This is a genomic window from Dokdonia pacifica, from assembly GCF_900188275.1.
GTDB lineage: Bacteria > Bacteroidota > Bacteroidia > Flavobacteriales > Flavobacteriaceae > Dokdonia > Dokdonia pacifica.
In genome coordinates this window covers 125,478-145,179 of the sequence record NZ_FZNY01000007.1, presented here as the reverse complement: position 1 = coordinate 145,179, position 19,702 = coordinate 125,478, and the positions used below count along the sequence as shown (strand labels likewise).

General features: G+C 32.4%; 20 protein-coding genes. 11 read left to right on the top strand and 9 right to left on the bottom strand.

The genetic code is table 11. The annotated features are described in order from the left end of the window. The first annotated feature begins 201 nt into the window (after window positions 1-201). The 6 genes from CHB80_RS19240 (at window position 202) to CHB80_RS19215 (ending at window position 5,728) form a co-directional block, all read left to right on the top strand. Window positions 202-1,116, top strand: a complete 915-nt coding sequence (locus tag CHB80_RS19240) for a hypothetical protein (protein ID WP_143337189.1) — start codon at window positions 202-204, stop codon at window positions 1,114-1,116. Further along, on the top strand, window positions 1,109-2,038 hold the full coding sequence (locus tag CHB80_RS19235) for a leucine-rich repeat domain-containing protein (protein WP_089373143.1): 930 nt from the start codon (window positions 1,109-1,111) through the stop codon (window positions 2,036-2,038). The genes CHB80_RS19240 and CHB80_RS19235 overlap by 8 nt, the downstream gene beginning before the upstream one ends. A 74-nt stretch (window positions 2,039-2,112) precedes the next feature. Further along, window positions 2,113-2,646, top strand: coding sequence for an RNA polymerase sigma factor (locus CHB80_RS19230; protein WP_089373142.1), 534 nt, complete (start codon window positions 2,113-2,115; stop codon window positions 2,644-2,646). Then, entirely contained in the window at window positions 2,643-3,440 is a 798-nt protein-coding gene (locus CHB80_RS19225; protein WP_308489760.1) for an anti-sigma factor, read from the top strand. The genes CHB80_RS19230 and CHB80_RS19225 overlap by 4 nt, the downstream gene beginning before the upstream one ends. A 94-nt stretch (window positions 3,441-3,534) precedes the next feature. Next, window positions 3,535-4,638, top strand: a complete 1,104-nt coding sequence (locus tag CHB80_RS19220) for a type 1 glutamine amidotransferase domain-containing protein (RefSeq protein ID WP_089373141.1) — start codon at window positions 3,535-3,537, stop codon at window positions 4,636-4,638. 34 nt (window positions 4,639-4,672) lie between these two features. Then, the gene (locus CHB80_RS19215; protein ID WP_089373140.1) at window positions 4,673-5,728 is read left to right on the top strand and encodes an AraC family transcriptional regulator; all 1,056 of its coding nucleotides are present in this window, start codon (window positions 4,673-4,675) and stop codon (window positions 5,726-5,728) included. Window positions 5,729-5,812: 84 nt separating this feature from the next. Here CHB80_RS19215 and CHB80_RS19210 read toward each other — a convergent pair whose 3' ends face one another. The 3 genes from CHB80_RS19210 to CHB80_RS19200 all read right to left on the bottom strand — a co-directional run bounded on the left by CHB80_RS19210 (window position 5,813) and on the right by CHB80_RS19200 (window position 8,511). Next, window positions 5,813-7,090: a tetratricopeptide repeat protein gene (locus CHB80_RS19210; RefSeq protein WP_089373139.1), complete on the bottom strand. Its 1,278-nt coding sequence runs from the start codon at window positions 7,088-7,090 to the stop codon at window positions 5,813-5,815. An 89-nt stretch (window positions 7,091-7,179) separates the two neighbouring features. Continuing rightward, window positions 7,180-7,812 carry a DUF4331 family protein gene (locus tag CHB80_RS19205; protein WP_089373138.1) on the bottom strand — a complete coding sequence of 211 codons (633 nt, stop codon included), beginning with the start codon at window positions 7,810-7,812 and terminating at the stop codon, window positions 7,180-7,182. A 21-nt stretch (window positions 7,813-7,833) separates the two neighbouring features. Then, window positions 7,834-8,511, bottom strand: coding sequence for a DUF4331 family protein (locus CHB80_RS19200; RefSeq protein ID WP_089373137.1), 678 nt, complete (start codon window positions 8,509-8,511; stop codon window positions 7,834-7,836). Window positions 8,512-8,688: 177 nt separating this feature from the next. Between CHB80_RS19200 and CHB80_RS19195 the strand changes: the two genes are divergently transcribed. Genes CHB80_RS19195 through CHB80_RS19180 form a run of 4 tightly spaced genes read left to right on the top strand, consistent with a single transcriptional unit; the run spans window position 8,689 to window position 13,201 of the window. Next, window positions 8,689-11,058 carry an O-antigen ligase family protein gene (locus tag CHB80_RS19195; RefSeq protein ID WP_089373136.1) on the top strand — a complete coding sequence of 790 codons (2,370 nt, stop codon included), beginning with the start codon at window positions 8,689-8,691 and terminating at the stop codon, window positions 11,056-11,058. Continuing rightward, window positions 11,059-11,592, top strand: coding sequence for a hypothetical protein (locus CHB80_RS19190; RefSeq protein WP_089373135.1), 534 nt, complete (start codon window positions 11,059-11,061; stop codon window positions 11,590-11,592). 26 nt (window positions 11,593-11,618) lie between these two features. Then, entirely contained in the window at window positions 11,619-12,458 is an 840-nt protein-coding gene (locus CHB80_RS19185; protein ID WP_089373134.1) for a zinc-dependent peptidase, read from the top strand. A 47-nt stretch (window positions 12,459-12,505) separates the two neighbouring features. Further along, window positions 12,506-13,201 carry a Bax inhibitor-1/YccA family protein gene (locus tag CHB80_RS19180; protein WP_089373133.1) on the top strand — a complete coding sequence of 232 codons (696 nt, stop codon included), beginning with the start codon at window positions 12,506-12,508 and terminating at the stop codon, window positions 13,199-13,201. A gap of 81 nt (window positions 13,202-13,282) precedes the next feature. Here the strand turns inward: CHB80_RS19180 and CHB80_RS19175 are convergent, their stop codons facing one another. From CHB80_RS19175 to CHB80_RS19150, 6 genes are all read right to left on the bottom strand, one after another. Continuing rightward, window positions 13,283-14,413 carry a T9SS type A sorting domain-containing protein gene (locus tag CHB80_RS19175; protein ID WP_089373132.1) on the bottom strand — a complete coding sequence of 377 codons (1,131 nt, stop codon included), beginning with the start codon at window positions 14,411-14,413 and terminating at the stop codon, window positions 13,283-13,285. An 80-nt stretch (window positions 14,414-14,493) separates the two neighbouring features. After that, on the bottom strand, window positions 14,494-15,618 hold the full coding sequence (locus CHB80_RS19170) for a helix-turn-helix domain-containing protein (protein ID WP_089373131.1): 1,125 nt from the start codon (window positions 15,616-15,618) through the stop codon (window positions 14,494-14,496). A gap of 39 nt (window positions 15,619-15,657) precedes the next feature. Then, a complete protein-coding gene (rpe, locus tag CHB80_RS19165; RefSeq protein ID WP_089373130.1) occupies window positions 15,658-16,317 on the bottom strand; it encodes a ribulose-phosphate 3-epimerase in 660 nt (219 codons plus the stop codon). A 46-nt stretch (window positions 16,318-16,363) separates the two neighbouring features. Beyond that, entirely contained in the window at window positions 16,364-16,774 is a 411-nt protein-coding gene (locus CHB80_RS19160; RefSeq protein WP_089373129.1) for a BLUF domain-containing protein, read from the bottom strand. A gap of 131 nt (window positions 16,775-16,905) precedes the next feature. Beyond that, window positions 16,906-17,769: a sigma-70 family RNA polymerase sigma factor gene (locus CHB80_RS19155; RefSeq protein ID WP_089373128.1), complete on the bottom strand. Its 864-nt coding sequence runs from the start codon at window positions 17,767-17,769 to the stop codon at window positions 16,906-16,908. Between the two features lie 136 nt (window positions 17,770-17,905). Further along, complete coding sequence (locus tag CHB80_RS19150; RefSeq protein WP_089373127.1) at window positions 17,906-18,904, bottom strand: hypothetical protein; 999 nt, start codon at window positions 18,902-18,904, stop codon at window positions 17,906-17,908. A gap of 138 nt (window positions 18,905-19,042) precedes the next feature. Between CHB80_RS19150 and CHB80_RS19145 the strand changes: the two genes are divergently transcribed. Beyond that, window positions 19,043-19,699, top strand: a complete 657-nt coding sequence (locus tag CHB80_RS19145) for an outer membrane beta-barrel protein (RefSeq protein WP_143337188.1) — start codon at window positions 19,043-19,045, stop codon at window positions 19,697-19,699. Window positions 19,700-19,702: the final 3 nt, after the last annotated feature.

Below are 19,702 nucleotides of genomic sequence, written 5' to 3'. Positions count from 1 at the left end.
TGTTAGAACTTTTTAAAAGTACAGCAAAAAATAACATGCAAACTTTAAATGTTTATTAAAATTAGTACTTGTCTCTAATTAGTAAGGAAAAAAAATAGATGGCTATTACTGTAATTTTAATAGTAACTTGCCTACATAATATGCATCATTAACCTTCTTGAATTGAACATTCGTACATTTATATATATAAGTTTCTTTTTGTTGAGTTATACACTTAGTAGTCAACAATTACAAATAGACGGCGGTGTATTACTTAAAGCAGAAATCACATTAGGAAATCAAAACCAATGGCTTAAAATAGGAGCGTTTGGTTTTGGAATTGCAAATTATGGCGATGTATCATTAGAAAGTGGTTTGTCTTTTGCATCCTATCAGTTTTTTAAAAAGCATACCAAAAAGAGATCAGGCCTTGCGTATAGTTATGAATTTTTTGCATTAGGAGGTATCGGTAAAAACACCAATCTTTTGGGGTCTTCTGTTTCAGAAATGAATACCGCTATTATTTTTGATCCAAGTAAAAAAGGAGGTTTTAATGGATTAGGGTTTGGTTTTGGGAAAGATTACTTGCCTAAAGATTTAAAGAGTTATGGAATAAAAAGAGGGCAATTTATCATGCGATTTAGTAATGCAAATCATAGTGTTCATGCAGTATTCTCAAACGACTTTAAGTTCGGTAACCTATTTAATGGTGAACGTACAGATTATGCTACCACAGGATCACTTACGGTAGGATTTGCTCATATTCAAAGTGATTATCGTATATATCAAGCAGGATTAGGATTAGAATTATTTACCCCACAACAAGATTATTCAAGATCTCCCAGAAATAGTATAAATTCCGATGATGGTCGAAAAAATGTATGGTTTACCTTACCTCCTTTTAAAGACCTTTTTTATGCAAACCTCTATGCTTTTGGGACCTATCAAGATGAAAATTATGTACTACATTCCAAACTAGGAATCAATAGCCAATGGATAGGCGCCTATGTACAAAATACATTGCATGACGGTTTTGGTTTAAACCCTCGTTTCCCTTGGAATATAGAAGAAAAAGACACCTTGTTTTTTGAAATCGCAGGAAGTATCATTTATAACTCAGAAGTACCCCATGATTAGAGCAACTGTCATTACAATCCTTTTGCTTGTGCTGCTATCTAGTTGTAGTACATATGATACTTTTTATGGAGAAACGGTAAGGACCACAGCAGTCGATTCTAAGACAAGACGTTTAGATCTAAGTTATCAAGATCTAAAAGAAACCCCCATTGCATTTGAAAAATTACAAGCATTACGAATGCTAAACGTATCAGGTAATACACAATTAGATGTTGGAGCTATTCTTGAATCACTCCCATCTCCAGAAACCCTAGAAGTACTTATTTTAGATAGTTTGAACCTTACTAAACTCCCCAAACAATTAAATGCCTTTAAAAATTTAAAGCAACTATCAATTGGGTATAATCCATCGCTTTCATTAACAGAAGTAATTACAGCTATTGAAGGAATGCCCTTAGAGTTTTTGAATTTAAAAGGAAACCGACTTACGCAACTACCCGAAACCATAACGCGTTTAGAAAGCCTACAAGACCTTAATTTGTCTTATAACGAAGTGCATGATATAGCCAGTTATACGTATTTAGGTAAGTTGCCTAACTTATATTCATTATGGTTGGATCATAATAAGTTACAGACACTTCCTGAAACCATTGGAGAACTATCTCAAATACGTTATTTATATATAGACCATAATGAGTTAGCTACTTTGCCAGATCTATCTACAATGAAAAGCACTTGGGTGATACATGCAGGACATAATCGTTTTACTTCATTACCAGAACAGTTAATGGGGATACCAGGACTATTTCTAGTGCATATGAATAATAATGCGATTGCTACAATTCCAAGATCGTATGAAGAGAAAGACTATTCGATGATGGCGCTAATATTGGATCATAATCCGTTGCCAGAGCAAGAACGTATTTGGGCAGAAAAAACATTTAAAAAGTTCTTTTTATTATCTTTCAAACAAACATTTTAAAAGATAAGATATACATGGTTTGAATTATTTTTTTTGGCAGGAATACAGTACATTTGATGCCAGTAAAACGATCCATGCAACCAGACCAACTTATAGCAAAATTTCAACAAAAGGACGAGAGTGCTTTTGCAGAACTTTATGAACGCTATAGTGAGAATATACTGGGTGTTATTCATAGTATATTACACGATCAAGAATTGTCTGAAGAAGTATTACAAGATGTGTTTGTTAAAGCATGGAATAATGCAAGTTCTTATAATTCTAAGAAAGGTCGATTTTTTACGTGGTTACTCAATATTGCTCGTAATGCAGCTATTGATAAAACACGTTCAAAAGCATTTAAAGACAGTAAGCAAAACCAGAGTGCTGCTTTTTTCGTAGATATCCTTGAAGACAAAAATAATTTTTCTTCAAAAGTAGATGCAATAGGTATAAAAAAGTATATAGAAGTACTAGAACCTATTTGCAAGAAGGTCATACAATTGCTGTTTTTTAAAGGGTATACACAAAAAGAAACTGCCGAAGAGTTGGACATTCCATTAGGAACCGTAAAAACTCGAAACAGAATTTGTATCAATAAATTAAGAGAAGTATTAGGAGTAACGTGATAGATATTAAAGAATATATCGACTCGGGAGTTTTAGAACTCTATGTCTACGGGACACTTTCCGAAGCAGAAAGTGCTGAGGTATCCCGACTAGTGGCGTTACACCCTGAACTCAAGGCAGAAGTAGAGCAAATTGAGACTGCATTACAACAACTCACAAGTGCCGCTGCGCCATCTACCCCTTCAAGTTTTGAAAGTATACGATCTAAAATTCAATCAAAAGAGGAGAAGTATGTGATTCCGCTTTCGCGAAAGCGTATACCAATAGCTGCCTATTTAGGATGGGCTGCCGCTGTACTATTATTAATTGTGATAGGATATCAATTTTCGGAAGGTCAGAAACTAGAAGATAAAATTACCACCTTAGAGCGAGAACAACTCCTTCAGCAAGGTAAAACAGATATGGCCGAAGAAGAATTGGCTAAGGCAAATGAATTGTTAGATGTCTTACGTACTAAAGATATCATATCAGTACCATTAGGAGCACAAGAAATAGCACCGGAAGCCTATGCTTCTATCTATTGGAATAAAGACACTGAAAAGGCCTATGTAGATGTACGTGGTTTACCAAACCCTCCAGAAGGTAAAGTATATCAATTATGGTCATTAACCCTAGATCCATTAACCCCTACAAGTATGGCGGTACTTGATCAATATGATGCAAATGGAACGCAGCTTTTTGAAGTTGATAATCCAAATGCTTCTCAAGCCTTTGGAATTACATTAGAACCAGAAGGCGGAAGTGCGTCTCCTACTTTAGAACAACTCTATGTCCTTGGAGTTGTAGAGCCTTGATATATTAAAATCATATTTTACTATGACGGAATTATCATTTCGTCAGTCTTTATAGGGTATTATCACGTATTTAGCATCATCAAAATATATGATTATGTCTAAAAAACGTCGCATTCGTCGCATCCTTAAATGGTCATTAATTACTTTTTCTGCTTTACTAGTCATACTTTTTTGTTTTGGGTTATGGTTTAAAAGTTTATTGCCACCTAAACAAATAGGCTTAGAAAATTCTTTAGCGCAGCATTTACCCTATCTATCAGAAAATAAAGTGACGAAACGAGGAAAAATACTAGCTGTTGTCACAAGTACAGATAAAATGGGTGCTAGTGAGAAATCAACGGGATATGAATTGACAGAACTAGCCAGAGCCTATTATGTATTTGAAGCTAATGGTTTTGAAGTAGATATTGCAAGTCCCTTAGGAGGGAAACCACCCGTGATTATAGATGATGATGATATGGGCGCTTATGATTATGCTTTTTTAAATGATTCAATTGCTCAGTATAAAACAAGCCATACAATTGCAGTTGAAAATATCGATCCTAGTGAATATCAAGCGGTATTTTTTGCAGGAGGAAAAGGTGCCATGTTTGACTTTCCTGATAATAAGGCTATTCAAGCGATTGTTCGTGAGTATTATCAATCTAATAAAGTAGTAGGAGCGGTATGTCATGGTCCTGCAGCATTGGTGAATGTGTTATTAGATAACAATCGTCCTTTATTAGAGGATAAAATGGTAAGTGGTTTTACTAATGAAGAAGAGTTACTTCTTATTCCTGATGCCGAAGCCATATTTCCATTCTTATTACAAGATAAATTAACTGCGCAAGGAGCGCACGTAAATGAAGGAACGATGTATTTAAAGAAAATTAGTCATGATACTAATTTGATTACGGGTCAAAATCCTTGGTCTACTTGGGAGCTTGCAGAGACCATGATCAAACAGTTGGGATATACGCCTAAGTATAGAGAAGTTACAGCAGAAGAAAATGCCGTTCGTATATTATCCGTATATCATCAACAAGGATCCCAAAAAGCTAGAGAGTTGATCAAAAAAATGATGGTCACTGAACATAAAGAAGTAAATAGGGTGCTCATTGCTTCTCATAGTATTATAGCTGCCATGAAAGGTGATATTGGACAGTTTTATGATATAATTGGTTTAGTGTCATATGCTAAAAAGCAAGTGTCGAGCTAATTGAAATATAAGTACATTTGAAAAAAATGTTTCATTGAGTTTTTTAGATATTCTTTTAATTGTCATAAGTAGTGCAGGACTTCTGCATGGGATTTTATTTGCTATTTACTTATGTGTAATCAAAAAGAAAAAAACACTACCTAATCTTTTATTAGGACTCATTTTAATATGTATGGCATTCAGAATAGGGAAATCTGTGATGCTTAATTTTGGACATGAATTAGAACCCTTATTTATATTTGCAGGATTAGCTTTCTTACTTCTTATAGGACCTCTATTGCGATGGTATGTTTTAGGAATGACGCAATATGATTTTAAATTGCCTGCTCATTATTATGTAGAACTTATTCCATTTACTATTGTGTTTGGAATGAGTTTTTTTATCTCAAAAAACTGGTTTGATGCACATGATAAACTAGCTATTGTCATATTTGGTAGCACACTTCTCTTTATTTATCTGCATTTCATAGGGTATATTTTTATTTCAGGAAGATTAATGAAAAAAGCAAAAAAAAGGTATGCAGATAGACTTCATATAAAAACATCAAAAGTGATTTTTGAATGGTTGTATATACTTTTAATTGGTTTTATTATTATCTGGTTTTCTTATGTTCTAAATATTATTGAAGATACCATTCCATACATAGTGGGACCCATTGTATATTCTGTGGTTATTTATTTTTTGAGCTACAAAGCATATGATTTAAAAATCACCGATATTGATGGAGGCGTATTTAAAGAAAATGATCACACATTATTGTTTACTAAAGTGAAACAAATTATTCTAAATCAAAAATTATATCTAGAATCTGATATTTCTCTTTCGAGTTTAGGTAAACTAATAGGAGTTAGTGCTCAGAAAACTTCAAAAATTATTAACCAGGAATCTGGTTATAATTTTAATGATTTTATAAATTATTATCGAGTGCAAGATGCAAAAGTAGCCTTACTTGATGTGACTAAGTTGCAATATACAATTTCATCTATTGCATTTGATACAGGTTTTAGTAGTTTGTCTTCTTTTAATAGTGCTTTTAAAAAATTTGAAGGAATGACACCATCCTCATTTAGAAAGCTAAAAAATAACTAACTCTATTTTATAAAAAGACGCCCTATCCAAACTACTCAGAATAGGACGTCAAACAAAACCAAAAATCAAATCAAACTTGTGGGTTTATAATTTTTTAACCACAGTAGTAGTTAATGGGCCTAATTCATAACTTGCATCTGCTAATTCTTTTTTTATAGATGCGACTTTGTAATAAAGTTTATTGGCTTTATAGATCTCTGCGAGGTGATATTGAGCTACAGGTTCAAAAGTTTGATTTGCAACATGGGTGTTTGCAATATCAAGCGCTTTTTTATAATCCCCTTTTTGATAGTATACATAGGCTAGTAAATCATAAGATAGCGGTGTAGGTCTATTCTTAACTTCTTTTTGTGCGATAGCTAATGCTTTTTCATAGGAGTTTTTTTCTTGTGCAAGAATCTCTGCGGTATGTGTATTATACATATCTCCATATTCAGGTTTTTTGATTTCTTCAAAATACTGGCTGAGGTATTCACCTTTGGCGGTTAGATCGTTTTGATATTCGGCTATTTCAGCTTTTAATAGGTAATAGTCTGGGCTTTGATGTTGATTTTGGATAATATTGAGAATACGGAGAGCTTCCGTTGGATTTTTTTCATGAGAATAAGTGATCCATGCGATCCCTTTTTTCGCGTAAGCGTTACCTGAATCTATAGATAAAGATTTTAAGTAATAGGTATAAGCATCTTTAATACGTCCTGCATGTCCATAATAATCACCAAGATTTGTATAGGTCCACAACTTTAATGTCTCATTATTGCTGTAATCTGCAATGCTTTCTGCACGTTCCATATAATGAATGGTAGCGTCTAGGTCACCTATGTAATCTTTCCATTTTGCAAGGCGAATTAGGTAATTAAAATCTGAAAAATCTGTGATTAAGTGTAAATAAGTTTCTGCTGCTTTATAGTTGCCAAGCTCCATAGCGACATCAAATTGCATATAATGAGTCTCTGGTTTGTTAGGAGAAAAGAATTGAGCTTTTTGTAATGCTTTGGCAGCTTCTTTAAATCTATGCTGTGAGATGAGGTTCTTAGCGAGTGCTCTTAAATATACATCTTTAGCAATATGAGCATTATTTGCTGCTTTTTGTAATGCTATTTCTGCATTTTTAAGAGATTCAATAGATCCATTGGTCTCAAATAGCGTTGTGTATACTTGCGCACTTTTTCCTAGTGCTATGATTTGAATACTATCTTGTTTGATTCTAGTATTCCAAAATTGTAAGTGTTGTAATGCTAGCTCTTTATTTTGTGTGTTTTCTTCCTGTAAGTAATGGTTATAGTCTTCTGGGTTTGTGATTTGTTCTTCTTGACATGAAAATAGGAAACAAATACAAAGTATTAGATATATTGATTTCATGATGTGTTTGTTTTGATGTTACTTGGTTTGTTAAAATGTTGTTTTAAAAGGAGTTTGCATATGTGGCAAACTCCTTTTAAAAGAGGCTTTTAGTTGTGAGGTGCCTCTAGGTAAGGAAATGAACTAGATGGGGTTTCTCCAGCAGCACTCACCCCATCTGTAACCAGAATAGGAAGATCAGGAGTTCCGTCGCCATCTAAGTCTTGTCCATTAAAGCGATCTCCATTTTGACCTCCAAAAAATAGGATAAGAGAAATGTCAATGACATCATCTGTAAGCGTACGTCCAGTTAAGACATTCGTCCCGTCAAAATAAGATGTAGGTGCATTGGGCGCTACTTGTAATACATCTGATGCTAAAATAGTAGTAAGCGTTGGTGCATCAAGACCTAGAATATTCGTTTCATATTCTACTCCAAAAGCAGCATGTAAGTCTACAGCGCGTTGTAAAAATGTAGACTGAAATGCAGCTCCTTGTTCTGAAGGGATGGTTACATTGAATGCATTTTCTGTGGTGTTGTCAGGACTTAATACAGTATTGATTCCTGGACGTCCCATCTGATCTTCTTGTACAAAGGTTCCAGAGAAATCAACCACCATACCTCCATCATCATCCATCATCATATCATCCGGTGTAATTGTGGCATCATCGTCATTGCTACAGCTCATAAATCCGACGAGGGCTAATAGTATAAATAGTGTTTTTAAATTAATAAGTTTCATAATATGTTTTTTATAAATTGATTATTGTTTTCTTTTTGCTTCTATCCAAGCATTAAATACTTCGACTCCTGTTCCAGCTGGATGTGGGAATGTGTTTCCTAAAAGTGTATTAGGGACTTCTACTACAATGGATAATATATTCGTTCCATCAAAGTCATCATTTCCTGGATTGTTAAATCCTTCTGGAGCCATTCCGCCTACAACTGCATTGAATTGGTTAAAATCAAAGAAGAAAGGGTCTTCACGTAATCCTGCAAAGTATGAGATGCCATTTTCTGTAGCAGTAGTGGCAGCAGTTCCTGTTGAGATATCTACTTGACCAGTAAATTGAGTGTCTTCATTAATAGTACTGTTAAGACCAGTAGTATTAGGAGTGTAAGGTCCGAAGAAATACATCACTCCATCTCTTGGAATTGCCTGAATAATAAGATCTTCTACAAGATCACCATCATTGTCAATGTTAATTTCGACAAGCACATTTTCATCAAATTGCGCTGTACTTCCTGGAGGAAGAAGTCCTTGAACATTAGCTACAAATACGGTATTATCTTGTGTAGCACCTTCAAAGGCATAAAAATCTGTAATGTCTGCTGTAGTTCCAGCTACATCGGGTGCGTCAACATGGTCTGCAGCGACCAAACCAAAAGTAAGTGCCAGTGCCATGCAACCGCCTAAAATTAATAAACTTGTTTTTTTCATAATAGTTGTTTTAAAATGTTTTACGCCGAGACTTACGAAGATGTATTGAAGGCGGTTTTCAATGAAATGTTAAAGTTTTCATAACAAGAAAATGAGATGCTCTTTTCTTACTTGTATTTTATATTTCATTTTTGAAAGAAAAGACCTAATTTAGTTCACTATCAAAAACATATTATTGTGGGGAAAAATGAGCCAAAATTAGACCTTCTCATTCCAAAAGTATTAGTCTTATTATATCTTATCATTGGCGTAGTGCCAAGGTTTAAAGCCGTAGATCCAATTGGCTCTCAATGGTTTTATTTTTCAGTAATTAATTTGCTGAGTCTTTTTTATATCTATGCAAATAGAAAAGAGATCGCTTTTTTTAGAAAACAACGACAGGTATTTTTATTTTTTGGAAGCTATATCCTCTTCTTTCTACTAGGTGGTGTTTCTATGTTTGGAGCTTTTAATGTCTCAGAAGCACTTAAAGATTTAGCAAGAATAGCGATAGCTCTTATTGCTGTTATGAATCTCTTTTTGATTTTGAAAGTAGCACCCAAAGCATTGTTTGAATATATTGTTAAGGTATCTCATATATTAATAATTTATATAGCAATCCAAGTAATTTGGGTCTTTTTAGATAGTGATACTTTTAGGAATGCATTGTTATTAAAGGATACTGCATTAGATACTTTTGGAACTCAAAATGCTACTGCTGCCTCATTAGCCATACAACTTCCTTTTGTATTGTGGGGACTTCTAAAACATACTGGAAGATGGAAAGTAGTAAGTTTTTTAAGTTTGTTTTTAGGAATTACTTCGTTATTATTTATAGGTGCTAGAACTGCAGTTTTAGGAACTATAATTTATATGACTATTTTCTTATTATATTTTCTTTACGATAATTTCTTTAAGAAATCAATGGTTATTTCTTCTAAAAAGATAATACTTCCTCTCATTGGAATCTTTATAGTGTCTTATCTTTTTGCAACAAATATTAATAGGATAGATCCATCTAGGCCTAATACATTTCAAGAATTGTTATTTGCTCCATCTATTATTACTGATACCAGTAATACGAATAAAAGTGTTGTAAGTTATGGCAGTGGACGAGCTATATATTATGAAATGGCTTTTGATGATTTTAAAGCGAATCCTATCCTAGGGTTAGGATTAGGAAACTGGAAACTTGCTAATAAAGATAAATACTTTGCAAGTGCAAAACGAGATAAATTTATATATCCATTACGTGTTCATAATGATTTTATACAAATTCTTGCAGAAGTAGGAATCGTTGGGTTTATTACATATTTACTTGTTTTTATTGTACTTATATTCTCTATTCTAAAGCTATTTTTTAAACATCAACATCATGATGATAGATGGATATATGCAGTTATCACTCTTTCTTTATTAGCCTATGGTTTTGATGCTTTGATTAACTTTCCATTAGAGAGAACTCCTATACAAGGACATTTTGTAGTGTTAGCTTCTTTAATTTTAGCTTTCTTTTATAGTACATATAAGAAAGATGATGCTAAAAAAGTGTCTGTTGGGATGCCAACAATAATTATAATAGGAATTTTTGCGTTAAGTGCTTCTGTTATTTCTTTTATGAAATATCAATCGTATGTAACGCAAAATTATGTGCTAGCAGATACATCGGGTAAAAATCTCATGAAAGATAAGTATGTACTTTCTTATAATAAAATAGCAAATGATCTTTCAGGGTTTTTTAATATAGCAGGAGTAGGTAGACCTAATGAACATGTAAAGGGAATGTATGCTATGAGTGAAGGAAGGCTTGATAAAGCATTATATCATCTCGATAAATCTATCGAGCAAGCTCCCAATCATTATGAATCCAAAATGCTTAAAGGGATTATTTATGGACAACGCAAAATTAATCATGATAGTGCTATTTTTTATGCAAAACAGGGTTTTGAAAAATATCCTGCTATAAAAAATAATTATGTCATCTTACTAAATGCATATAGAGCAAAAGGAGATACAATAAAGTATTTTAATACAATCGATACATTTCTAAAACGCAACCCTAACGATATTAGTCAGTGGCAACTTAAGAGTGAGCGAATCATGGAGTTTTATAAAGATGCTGATCGAGCTATTGCTATAATAGATGAAGCATTAGAGAAAAATCCAAATGATGAAGAATTAATTAAACATAAAGAAAAGTTTACTGTAAAAAATAGTGCTTCAGACATAAAAGATTGGTATGCAAAAGCTTTTGAATTTATAGAGCAAAAAAAATATGCCGAAGCAAAAACTGAATTCTTGAAAATATTAGAAGTAACCCCTTCTAATAATCCCACGCTCCTTAACCTAGGAATTATAGAAATAAAACTAAAAGAATACGAAGCTACCGTAAAACATCTTACGAAGGTCATAGACTCAAAAAAATATAAAGATGGTAGAGCTGAGTATAATAGGGGACTTGCTTATGAGAGATTAGGAGAGAAAAGCAAAGCCGCTAAAGATTATAAGCGAAGTAAAGAATTAGGATACAAATTAGCATTAAAGCTAAGTGATAGTAAATTTGAATAAATGCAAAAAATTTTAGGAATAGGATCTAGAATAGATCATCCAACTCATGGAGTAGGTGTAGTAACCAATGTAACCTCAGAATTGTATTGGGTTACTTTTATAAAAGACGGTTTAGAAACCATCACGATAGATGATACGTTTGAAGTTATTGAGGCTGTAGAAGATGAGGTAGATACTGTAAGTCTGTATGAAGTAGAAAAAAGTTTAAGAGAAATGCTTAAACGCTATAGTGATATCTCAGAAGTAGTACCTATTGCAGATAAATGGAAAGGTGGAACTATGATATTAAATCCGAAGGATACAAATCTAAGTTCTAAAGAAATTCCTATAGATACATTTTTTCATAAAATTGTTATGGTACGAGACCGTATACGTGTTATGGAACAAAAAATTAATTCTAGTAAAACACTTGATGACCAAGATAAAATAGATTTACAACAGTATATCACAAGAATTTATGGAAGCTTAACAACGTTTAATGTTCTCTTTAAAAATACGACTCAGAATTTTAAAGGAGAGAGCTCTAAAAAATAGATAATGTTTTTTTACGTTGTTATGGTATGCTTATAATTACTCAAGGATATGTTGAAGAATACGATTGGATAATACCATATTTAATAGGATTTTTAATTCTATGGTTTCTTTATATATTCTTTCGGATTTATGAAAATTGGTATGCCAAAAAATATGACCGTTTAATCTATAGAGATATCATCATTTTTAGAACGCTTTCGCGAAAGCAAAAAAAAATTCTTTCTAATGAGTTTCACTTTTATACCTTACTAACTTCTAAAGAAAAACGACGTTTTGAACATAGAATTGCTAGCTTTATAAAGGACAAAGAGTTCGTAGGAAGAGATGATCTAGAGGTTACAGATCGTATGATTGTACTTATTTCTGCAGTAGGTTGTATGCTTACTTTTGGAAGGAAAAATTATAAATATAAACTAATTGATTATATCTTAATTTATCCAAAAGCTTTCTATAGTAGTATGAATGGAGAGTATCATAAAGGAGAGTTCAATCCTAGAGAAAAAGCACTTGTACTATCATGGGAAGATTTTGAAGAAGGATACCGTATAACTGATGATAATCTTAATTTAGGAATACATGAGTTTATGCATGCATTACAATTAGGTGCAAAACAAAGTAGTGATGTAGATGCGTTACGATTTGAGCGTCAGTTTCAAAAAATCCTAAGACGACTTACTGATCAAGATCTTAAAGATAAACTAGATGAAGTAAAATATTTCAGAGCGTATGCTTTTACAAATGAATTTGAGTTTATGGCAGTGCTAGCCGAGTATTTTATTGAATCGCCAAAAGATTTTGCGACTCATTTCCCTCAATTATACGCGTATCAGAAATGCTTATTAAACTTTAATTTTGCAGGCTATTAAATCTAGTTAGAAAATATAATAATAACAAACAACTAATAATTAAGTCAATGGAATATCCTAAAACAATACGTGTGAGTAGCTTAACCGATGAGCGTCGTGCTACTTTTTACAGGAAGACATATACGCATGTTGCATTAGCCGTGCTTCTTTTTATAATAATAGAGTTTTTGTTTTTTCAAACACCCGCAATTGTGAATTTTGCACTTTCTTTACTAGGAGGATGGAGTTGGTTGATTCTGTTAGGAGTTTTTATGTTTGTTACCAATTATGCAGAAAATTTAGCATTAAAATCTAAAGATAAGAATACACATTATTTCGCATTAGGGATATATGTAGTGGCAGAAGCTTTTATTTTTATTCCAATGTTGTTATTTGCATTACAAGCAATAGATGGAGAAAAAATGCTACAACAAGCGGCCATTATGACAATTGCTTTATTTGCCGGTTTATCTACTATCGTATTTGTAACAAAAAAGGATTTTTCGTTTTTAAAATCAATATTAGCGATAGGCTTTTTTGTCGCATTGGGCCTTATAGTTTCAGGTGTTATATTTGGATTTGACTTAGGGTTGTGGTTTAGTGTAGGAATGGTAATTCTTGCTGCTGGATCTATACTTTATACTACATCAAATATGATTCATAAATATGATGAAGAACAATATGTGGCAGCAGCCTTAGGGTTATTTGCTTCATTAATGTTATTATTCTGGTACATTCTTAGAATTTTTATGTCAAGAGACTAACTATATTAACTATTATAAATAAAAGCGATCATATTTTTAAGTATGATCGCTTTTTTTAAGAAATAAATTGTGGGTGTGGTGCTATTTTTTTACGATAACTTTTTGTGAATTTTGGGATCCATTTTTCCCAGTAATTTTAATAAAATATATTCCTTCCGTGTAATTATACGCATCCCAGAGTATCGTATTTTTTTGTAAATCAAGGGATGTTATTTTTTGTCCTAGAACATTATATACGGTTATATTTTCTATGTCTGATTTATTTGTAAGATCTATCGTAAAGGTAGTTCCTACAGTGGGGTATATAGATACATTTTTTGTTGAAAAGTCTTCTATAGTAAGGGTTTCTTCTCTACGTACAATAGCATTTGGAGTAATTAAATTACCAGCGCCACTTTCAATAAATACCTCGACAAAAGCGCCGTCGCTAGTATATCTATTTACTGCGCTATTATTTCCGTCTCCTATTAAAAGATCTCCACTTGTATGAAAAGCATAGCCTTCAGCAAAATTTATTCCATCAATAAAGATCCCTACAAAATTACCTTCACTGTCAAATCTTTTTATGGCACCTCCATTATAATCTATAACAATCAAGTCTCCATTTTCTTCAAACCAAATGTTAGTAGGACCTTCTAGATTATTGTCTATAAAGGTTTCTATGAATATACCATTTTGATCAAATTTTTCTACCGAGTCTCCAGTAAATGAAGCGATATACAGATTTCCATCACTATCCCAATCTATTCCAATGCTCTGAGGAACTCCTATATCTGTAAATTCATCTACAAAAGTACCATCAAGCTCATATCTGAACACCCTTCCATTTCCTTGCCATTGTAATACATATAATAGATTGTCTGCCCCAATTGTCATTCGAGTAGGTCCTCCAATGCCAGAGGCAAAATTCTCAATGAATTCTCCAGTAGCTGCATTATGTATTGTTATAAGACCAGTATTAAGACTAGAGATAAGAACCGTGTTGTTTTCTTCGAGAAAAACAATGTCTTGTGGCCAAGCAATATGCCCGTCATCATCATCTATAAAGACTTCTGGGTTTTCTCCATTTTCATCAAATTTAAGTATTTGCCAAGGTGGGTTATTAAAGTTTCCAGCATCGGATACATAATAAAAGATTTCTTCTTCTTGCGCAACACTATTTGTTACAATAAAAAAGAAGCAAAAAATACAGAGTAATTTTAATGTTTTCATAAGATCAGGTTTTAAGGTTATGAAAACTAATTTCTCTGTTATTTCACAAGAAGTTGTCCAAAATTATAAAGGTTACCATGTCACGACAAAGTTTTACTCCTGTTTAAAGACTTGTATTCAAGCGGAGTACAATTGTGTTTATTTTTAAAAACATTGTAAAAAGTAGTTCTGCTATTAAAACCTAGATGAAAATACATTTGATGAATACTCATGTCAGGTTCATTTTTTAGAAGATTCTCAGCTTCTTTTAAACGATAGTCATTAATAAATTGATTAAAGTTTTTTTGAGCTATTTCATTGATAAGTTGTGAGACAATATGTGTAGGTAATCCTAGATGAGATGCAATATCTACCAGTCTTAAATCATTATTTAAATAAGGTTTAGTGGTCTCTATGTATTGGGTAAGTTGTTTGTAAAATTCTTTTTTAGTTTCTAAACGTAATGTTTCTTTTTCTTTTTTAGGAGGCTCAAAAAGACTTGTAAGTAATTCTCCATTAAATATTTTTGGTTCCATATATACCATGTAACCTATACCATATACTCCTATTGCCATAGTAAAACTAATTGCATAATCCCATGTAGCATTAAAGAACGAAAATTTAACTAGTACATAATAGCTTATATATGCAAAGACAAAAAGACTAAATAAAGAGAGGAGAAAAGTAATCCATTTACTACGTAATTGAGTCGCTAAATTTTCTTTTGATGGCTTGTGTATTTTTATAAAATCATAACATACTATGATATATATAATGAGTATACCTATACCTACCCAAGGAGATTTTAATGTCCAATAGAGTTTAAATAAAACCTCTTCTTTAATTCCTTCAAATTGAGTAAAACCTGCTGTTTTTACAAAGTAAATGACAGCCATTACAGAATATATGACAGGTATGATAAAATGGATAACATTGATTTTGTATTCTTTTATATAGAATTTTAGAATGTATACATAAAACAGAGGGCCAAAGAAAAAGTACCATACATCATCAAAAAAATAAACATATGGGTATTCATTTTTATAGTGTGTCCAAATCAGAACATATTGAATTAAGACTAATGAGAATCCTAAAATAATAAAGGCAATAGGCCAATTGTTTTTTTTGCCATTTTTATCTGTAAATAAAAGGATGGATAAGAAAGACCCTATCGCACTCACTATTAAAAACAATGAAGTCCAAGTTGTAAAAGCAGGTTCTGACATATATTACATTATTCTATGTAATATACTCAATCTCAATAATTAATTTACAAGCTTTCTTAATTCTTTTACTGTAGTAATCGGATCGTCAGACTTAAATACATAACTTCCAGCTACAAGTACATCTGCACCAGCAGCTACTAATTGTTTTGCATTTTTATTTGTGACACCTCCATCTATTTCTATAAGTGTTGATGCATTTTTGCGAGTAATAATCTCTTTAAGAGCACTTACTTTAGCATAGGTGTTTTCTATAAAGCTTTGCCCTCCAAAACCAGGATTAACACTCATAAGGCAAACCATATCTAAATCTTGAATAACGTCTTCTAGTAAGTGAACACTAGTATGTGGATTAAGAGCTACTCCAGCTTTCATTCCTGTAGCCTTAATTGCTTGTATAGTTCGATGTAAATGCGTACATGCTTCATAATGTACAGTAAGGATGTTACTCCCTAAATCTGCAAATTTTTGAATATACCTATCTGGCTCTACAATCATGAGATGTACATCAATTGTCTTTGAAGCATGTTTTACAATATCCCGTAATACAGGCATGCCAAAAGAGATATTGGGTACAAAAACACCATCCATGATATCTATATGAAACCAATCTGCATCACTATTGTTTATCATTTCTACATCACGTTGTAGATTTGCAAAATCTGCGGCAAGTACGGAAGGGGCTATTAATTTTTCAGACATAGATAGGAGTTTGTATTTATTGTAAAACTACATCTTTTTTAGAATTCTATCCAGCACTTAAAAAAGAATTCACTGTTTTAGAAAGCGCTTCCATTTCTGCCGAATCTAGATAGTTAAGTAAATTAAGGTAGGAGCGTAAACTTCTAGTCTGATTTTCACCTATAATAGATGTAAAACCAGCCTCATACCCTGTGAAGTATTGAACATCTATAGTCTTCTCAAAAAGGGTTATGATATTTTTATGTCTAGTGTCTTTCTTAATTTTTGAATAATAAAGCTCTTTTATTCTTACTTCATCTCCTTCAAAATATTGTAAGAAATTACCAGAATTATGTAATAATACACCAGTGATGCCTTTAGAAATATTTTTAGAAGAGCAAAAGTCAAATAATTCTTTTAACTCATTATCTTCTAGGGTGTTGCTTAAAGTGCTTACATAACATATACTATAAAGCATAAGTGTAATTTGGGGGATTAGTTATTATAAAGACAAGGTACAAAAAAAATCCCCGGTAATCAGCCGAGGATTCATTCATCAATCAAAAAACGAACAGTTATGATAAACTGTTGTTGCCGTAATTAGGAATATTATCCTAAATAAGTTTTTAATATTTTACTACGAGATGTATGTTTTAATCTACGTATTGCTTTTTCTTTAATCTGACGTACACGCTCACGAGTAAGGTCAAATGTTTCACCTATTTCTTCTAGAGTCATAGGATGTTGATCTCCTAAACCGAAGTATAAACGAATAACATCAGCCTCACGAGGCGTTAATGTTTCAAGTGCACGTTCAATCTCTGTACGTAATGATTCGTGTAATAATTCACGATCAGGATTTGGTGATTCTCCAGAACGTAATACATCATATAAGTTTGAATCTTCTCCTTCTACAAGAGGTGCATCCATACTTACGTGACGACCAGAGTTTTTCATAGATTCTTTTACGTCATTAATAGTCATATCTAGTTCTTTTGCAATCTCTTCAGCACTTGGTGGGCGCTCATGAGCTTGCTCAAGAAAAGCATATGTCTTATTAATTTTATTTATAGAACCAATCTTATTTAATGGTAAACGTACAATACGAGATTGCTCTGCTAGAGCTTGTAAGATAGATTGACGAATCCACCATACAGCATATGATATAAATTTAAACCCACGTGTTTCATCAAAACGTTGTGCTGCTTTGATAAGTCCAAGGTTTCCTTCATTAATTAAATCTGGTAATGTTAACCCTTGGTTTTGGTATTGCTTTGCAACAGATACAACAAAACGTAAGTTTGCTTTTGTTAATTTCTCTAATGCACGTTGATCTCCTGCTTTAATACGCTGTGCTAACTCCACCTCTTCATCTGCGGTAATCAGGTCAACTTTTCCAATTTCTTGTAGGTATTTGTCCAGGGAAGCAGTCTCACGGTTAGTAACCTGCTTGGTAATTTTGAGTTGTCTCATGTAAAAATCAACTTTAGTTTGAGTGTTGTACTTGTTATACGTATTAAAGTCGTATAATGTTACAAAAACTTTATTTTATTTTTATATTTTTTTAAAATAATCTTCTATACGCTTTCGCGAAAGCGTACGTAACCCCTTAAAATACAATAGAATCATTGTCTGCATTGATACGTTCTATGACTGATTTTATTTTTTGATGCATTTTATTAAAAAATAGAGATCGGTCTCTTTCTCCCGCGTTTACAAGGAGTTTTGAATTAAGCATCTGTTTTTGAAAAAAACGATCCATTTCTTCACAGGTTTGCCCGTGCTGAATTTTAAAATAGGTCAATACCGTAAATGGAGTAAAGAATACTTTTTGATGATTTGTTTTTACCATAATAGTATTACTCATGGTTAATAAATCACTTTTATACAATTTATAAGCTGCATTATTTTTAGAGTTGATAATCGTTTGGTTAATGGTTTGTCTTTCTACATGATCTACAATATAGGATAAGTCTTTACATATATTTAATGCTAGCTCTTTAGATAATAGGCCTGTTTCAAAGTAATACAATATTTGTTGTAATGTTCCATTAATCGTGTTGTCATTCCAAAACTCAGTAATTGAAATATAATTGTAGGTCTCTCCTAAGGCAAAAGCGCTTTCCAATAAAGAAGTTGGAATATGTTTTATAAAATCTTCAAAAGTAGTTTTAGCCATACTGCCATCTTCATTTAAAAACTTAAGCCATACGTATATTTTATATCGAGTTAGAAACGAATCTGTAAGCGTGTAAAATAGCGGGATGTCTTTTGCTGAATACGTAATAGAAGCACTTTTCATTTTAGTGAGTGGTGCTAAGTTTTGTAGAGAGGCTTTGAAATAGCCTTCTAGACCTGCTGTATTTACAATTTTTGGTGATTTTTCAGCAATGAGTGTTTGCTGTGACCCTACCTCAAATAATTTATTAAGAGAGATCTTAAAGTGTTTTGCTAAAATAACCGCTTCTTCTAACGATAAGTTTGTTTTGTTATTTACCCTTCTGTATGCAGCGTCATAGTTAATATTAAGAATGTCTGCTATCTCATCTATAATAGAGCGATCTTCAGGTAATTGATTTTTAAGATGTTGTATGAATGTTTGTTGCATATTTTAAAAATATAACACTTAATTGATATTGTATTTGCAAAAAATGCAAAATTTAAGATAAGAATTTGGTAATAAATGGAAAAGCAATTAAGCATATAAAGTTAATTTGGATGGAGTTAATCGTAAAATAGTGAGCAAATGAAATGTTTATTTTTAATACTATGTATAAGTATGAGTACACTAGTTTTTGGTCAAAAAGGTGATGTATTTGTAGGTGTTGATATAGGGTACACATATGCAGATATCATAAAACGTCCTTTTGTAGATCGTTCAATATCTCCACTTGCGTCGCCTCCTAATCTTTATGATGATGAACGAAGTTTTATGATTAGTGTTTTAGGGGAGTATTACTTTGCTAATAGCTGGGGGATACGTTCAAAAATACAATACTATCAAACAGCTCAAGTGTCTGTTGAACCATTAGGGACATTTGTAGATGTTACAGGTGGTAACACCATTTTATCATTTGAAGAGTTCAATGCAGATCGATATGAAAGAAATAGCTTATCAGTCCCTGTACAATTGATGTTTGCTTTTGGAAAAGGAAAACTAAGAGGACAAGCAGCATTAGGCCCTATGTATAGTTTTGTGCTCTCTGATAATGTGCAACAAGACGTTTTTTCTACGGGTGATGCCACTAATCTTGGGTATGCTTTTAATGTGATTCTCTCTTATGCTGTTGTTACAGATACTACATTTGTCTACTTAGATTCTAGCTACTTAAATAGTGGAGAATTTAGAGGAGAAAGTATTAAGAATAGAGCTATTTCATTAGGAATTAAATATAAACTTTAAAAT

Excerpts from the sequence above, each read along its gene's own strand:
- CHB80_RS19160 (WP_089373129.1), bottom strand. The coding sequence starts at position 16,774 with ATGCTTTATAGTATATGTTATGTAAGCACTTTAAGCAACACCCTAGAA.
- CHB80_RS19180 (WP_089373133.1), top strand. The coding sequence starts at position 12,506 with ATGGAATATCCTAAAACAATACGTGTGAGTAGCTTAACCGATGAGCGT.
- CHB80_RS19230 (WP_089373142.1), top strand. The coding sequence starts at position 2,113 with ATGCAACCAGACCAACTTATAGCAAAATTTCAACAAAAGGACGAGAGT.
- CHB80_RS19205 (WP_089373138.1), bottom strand. The coding sequence starts at position 7,812 with ATGAAACTTATTAATTTAAAAACACTATTTATACTATTAGCCCTCGTC.
- CHB80_RS19145 (WP_143337188.1), top strand. The coding sequence starts at position 19,043 with ATGAAATGTTTATTTTTAATACTATGTATAAGTATGAGTACACTAGTT.
- CHB80_RS19175 (WP_089373132.1), bottom strand. The coding sequence starts at position 14,413 with ATGAAAACATTAAAATTACTCTGTATTTTTTGCTTCTTTTTTATTGTA.
- CHB80_RS19200 (WP_089373137.1), bottom strand. The coding sequence starts at position 8,511 with ATGAAAAAAACAAGTTTATTAATTTTAGGCGGTTGCATGGCACTGGCA.
- CHB80_RS19210 (WP_089373139.1), bottom strand. The coding sequence starts at position 7,090 with ATGAAATCAATATATCTAATACTTTGTATTTGTTTCCTATTTTCATGT.
- rpe (WP_089373130.1), bottom strand. The coding sequence starts at position 16,317 with ATGTCTGAAAAATTAATAGCCCCTTCCGTACTTGCCGCAGATTTTGCA.
- CHB80_RS19170 (WP_089373131.1), bottom strand. The coding sequence starts at position 15,618 with ATGTCAGAACCTGCTTTTACAACTTGGACTTCATTGTTTTTAATAGTG.
- CHB80_RS19190 (WP_089373135.1), top strand. The coding sequence starts at position 11,059 with ATGCAAAAAATTTTAGGAATAGGATCTAGAATAGATCATCCAACTCAT.
- CHB80_RS19155 (WP_089373128.1), bottom strand. The coding sequence starts at position 17,769 with ATGAGACAACTCAAAATTACCAAGCAGGTTACTAACCGTGAGACTGCT.
- CHB80_RS19220 (WP_089373141.1), top strand. The coding sequence starts at position 3,535 with ATGTCTAAAAAACGTCGCATTCGTCGCATCCTTAAATGGTCATTAATT.
- CHB80_RS19185 (WP_089373134.1), top strand. The coding sequence starts at position 11,619 with ATGCTTATAATTACTCAAGGATATGTTGAAGAATACGATTGGATAATA.
- CHB80_RS19150 (WP_089373127.1), bottom strand. The coding sequence starts at position 18,904 with ATGCAACAAACATTCATACAACATCTTAAAAATCAATTACCTGAAGAT.
- CHB80_RS19235 (WP_089373143.1), top strand. The coding sequence starts at position 1,109 with ATGATTAGAGCAACTGTCATTACAATCCTTTTGCTTGTGCTGCTATCT.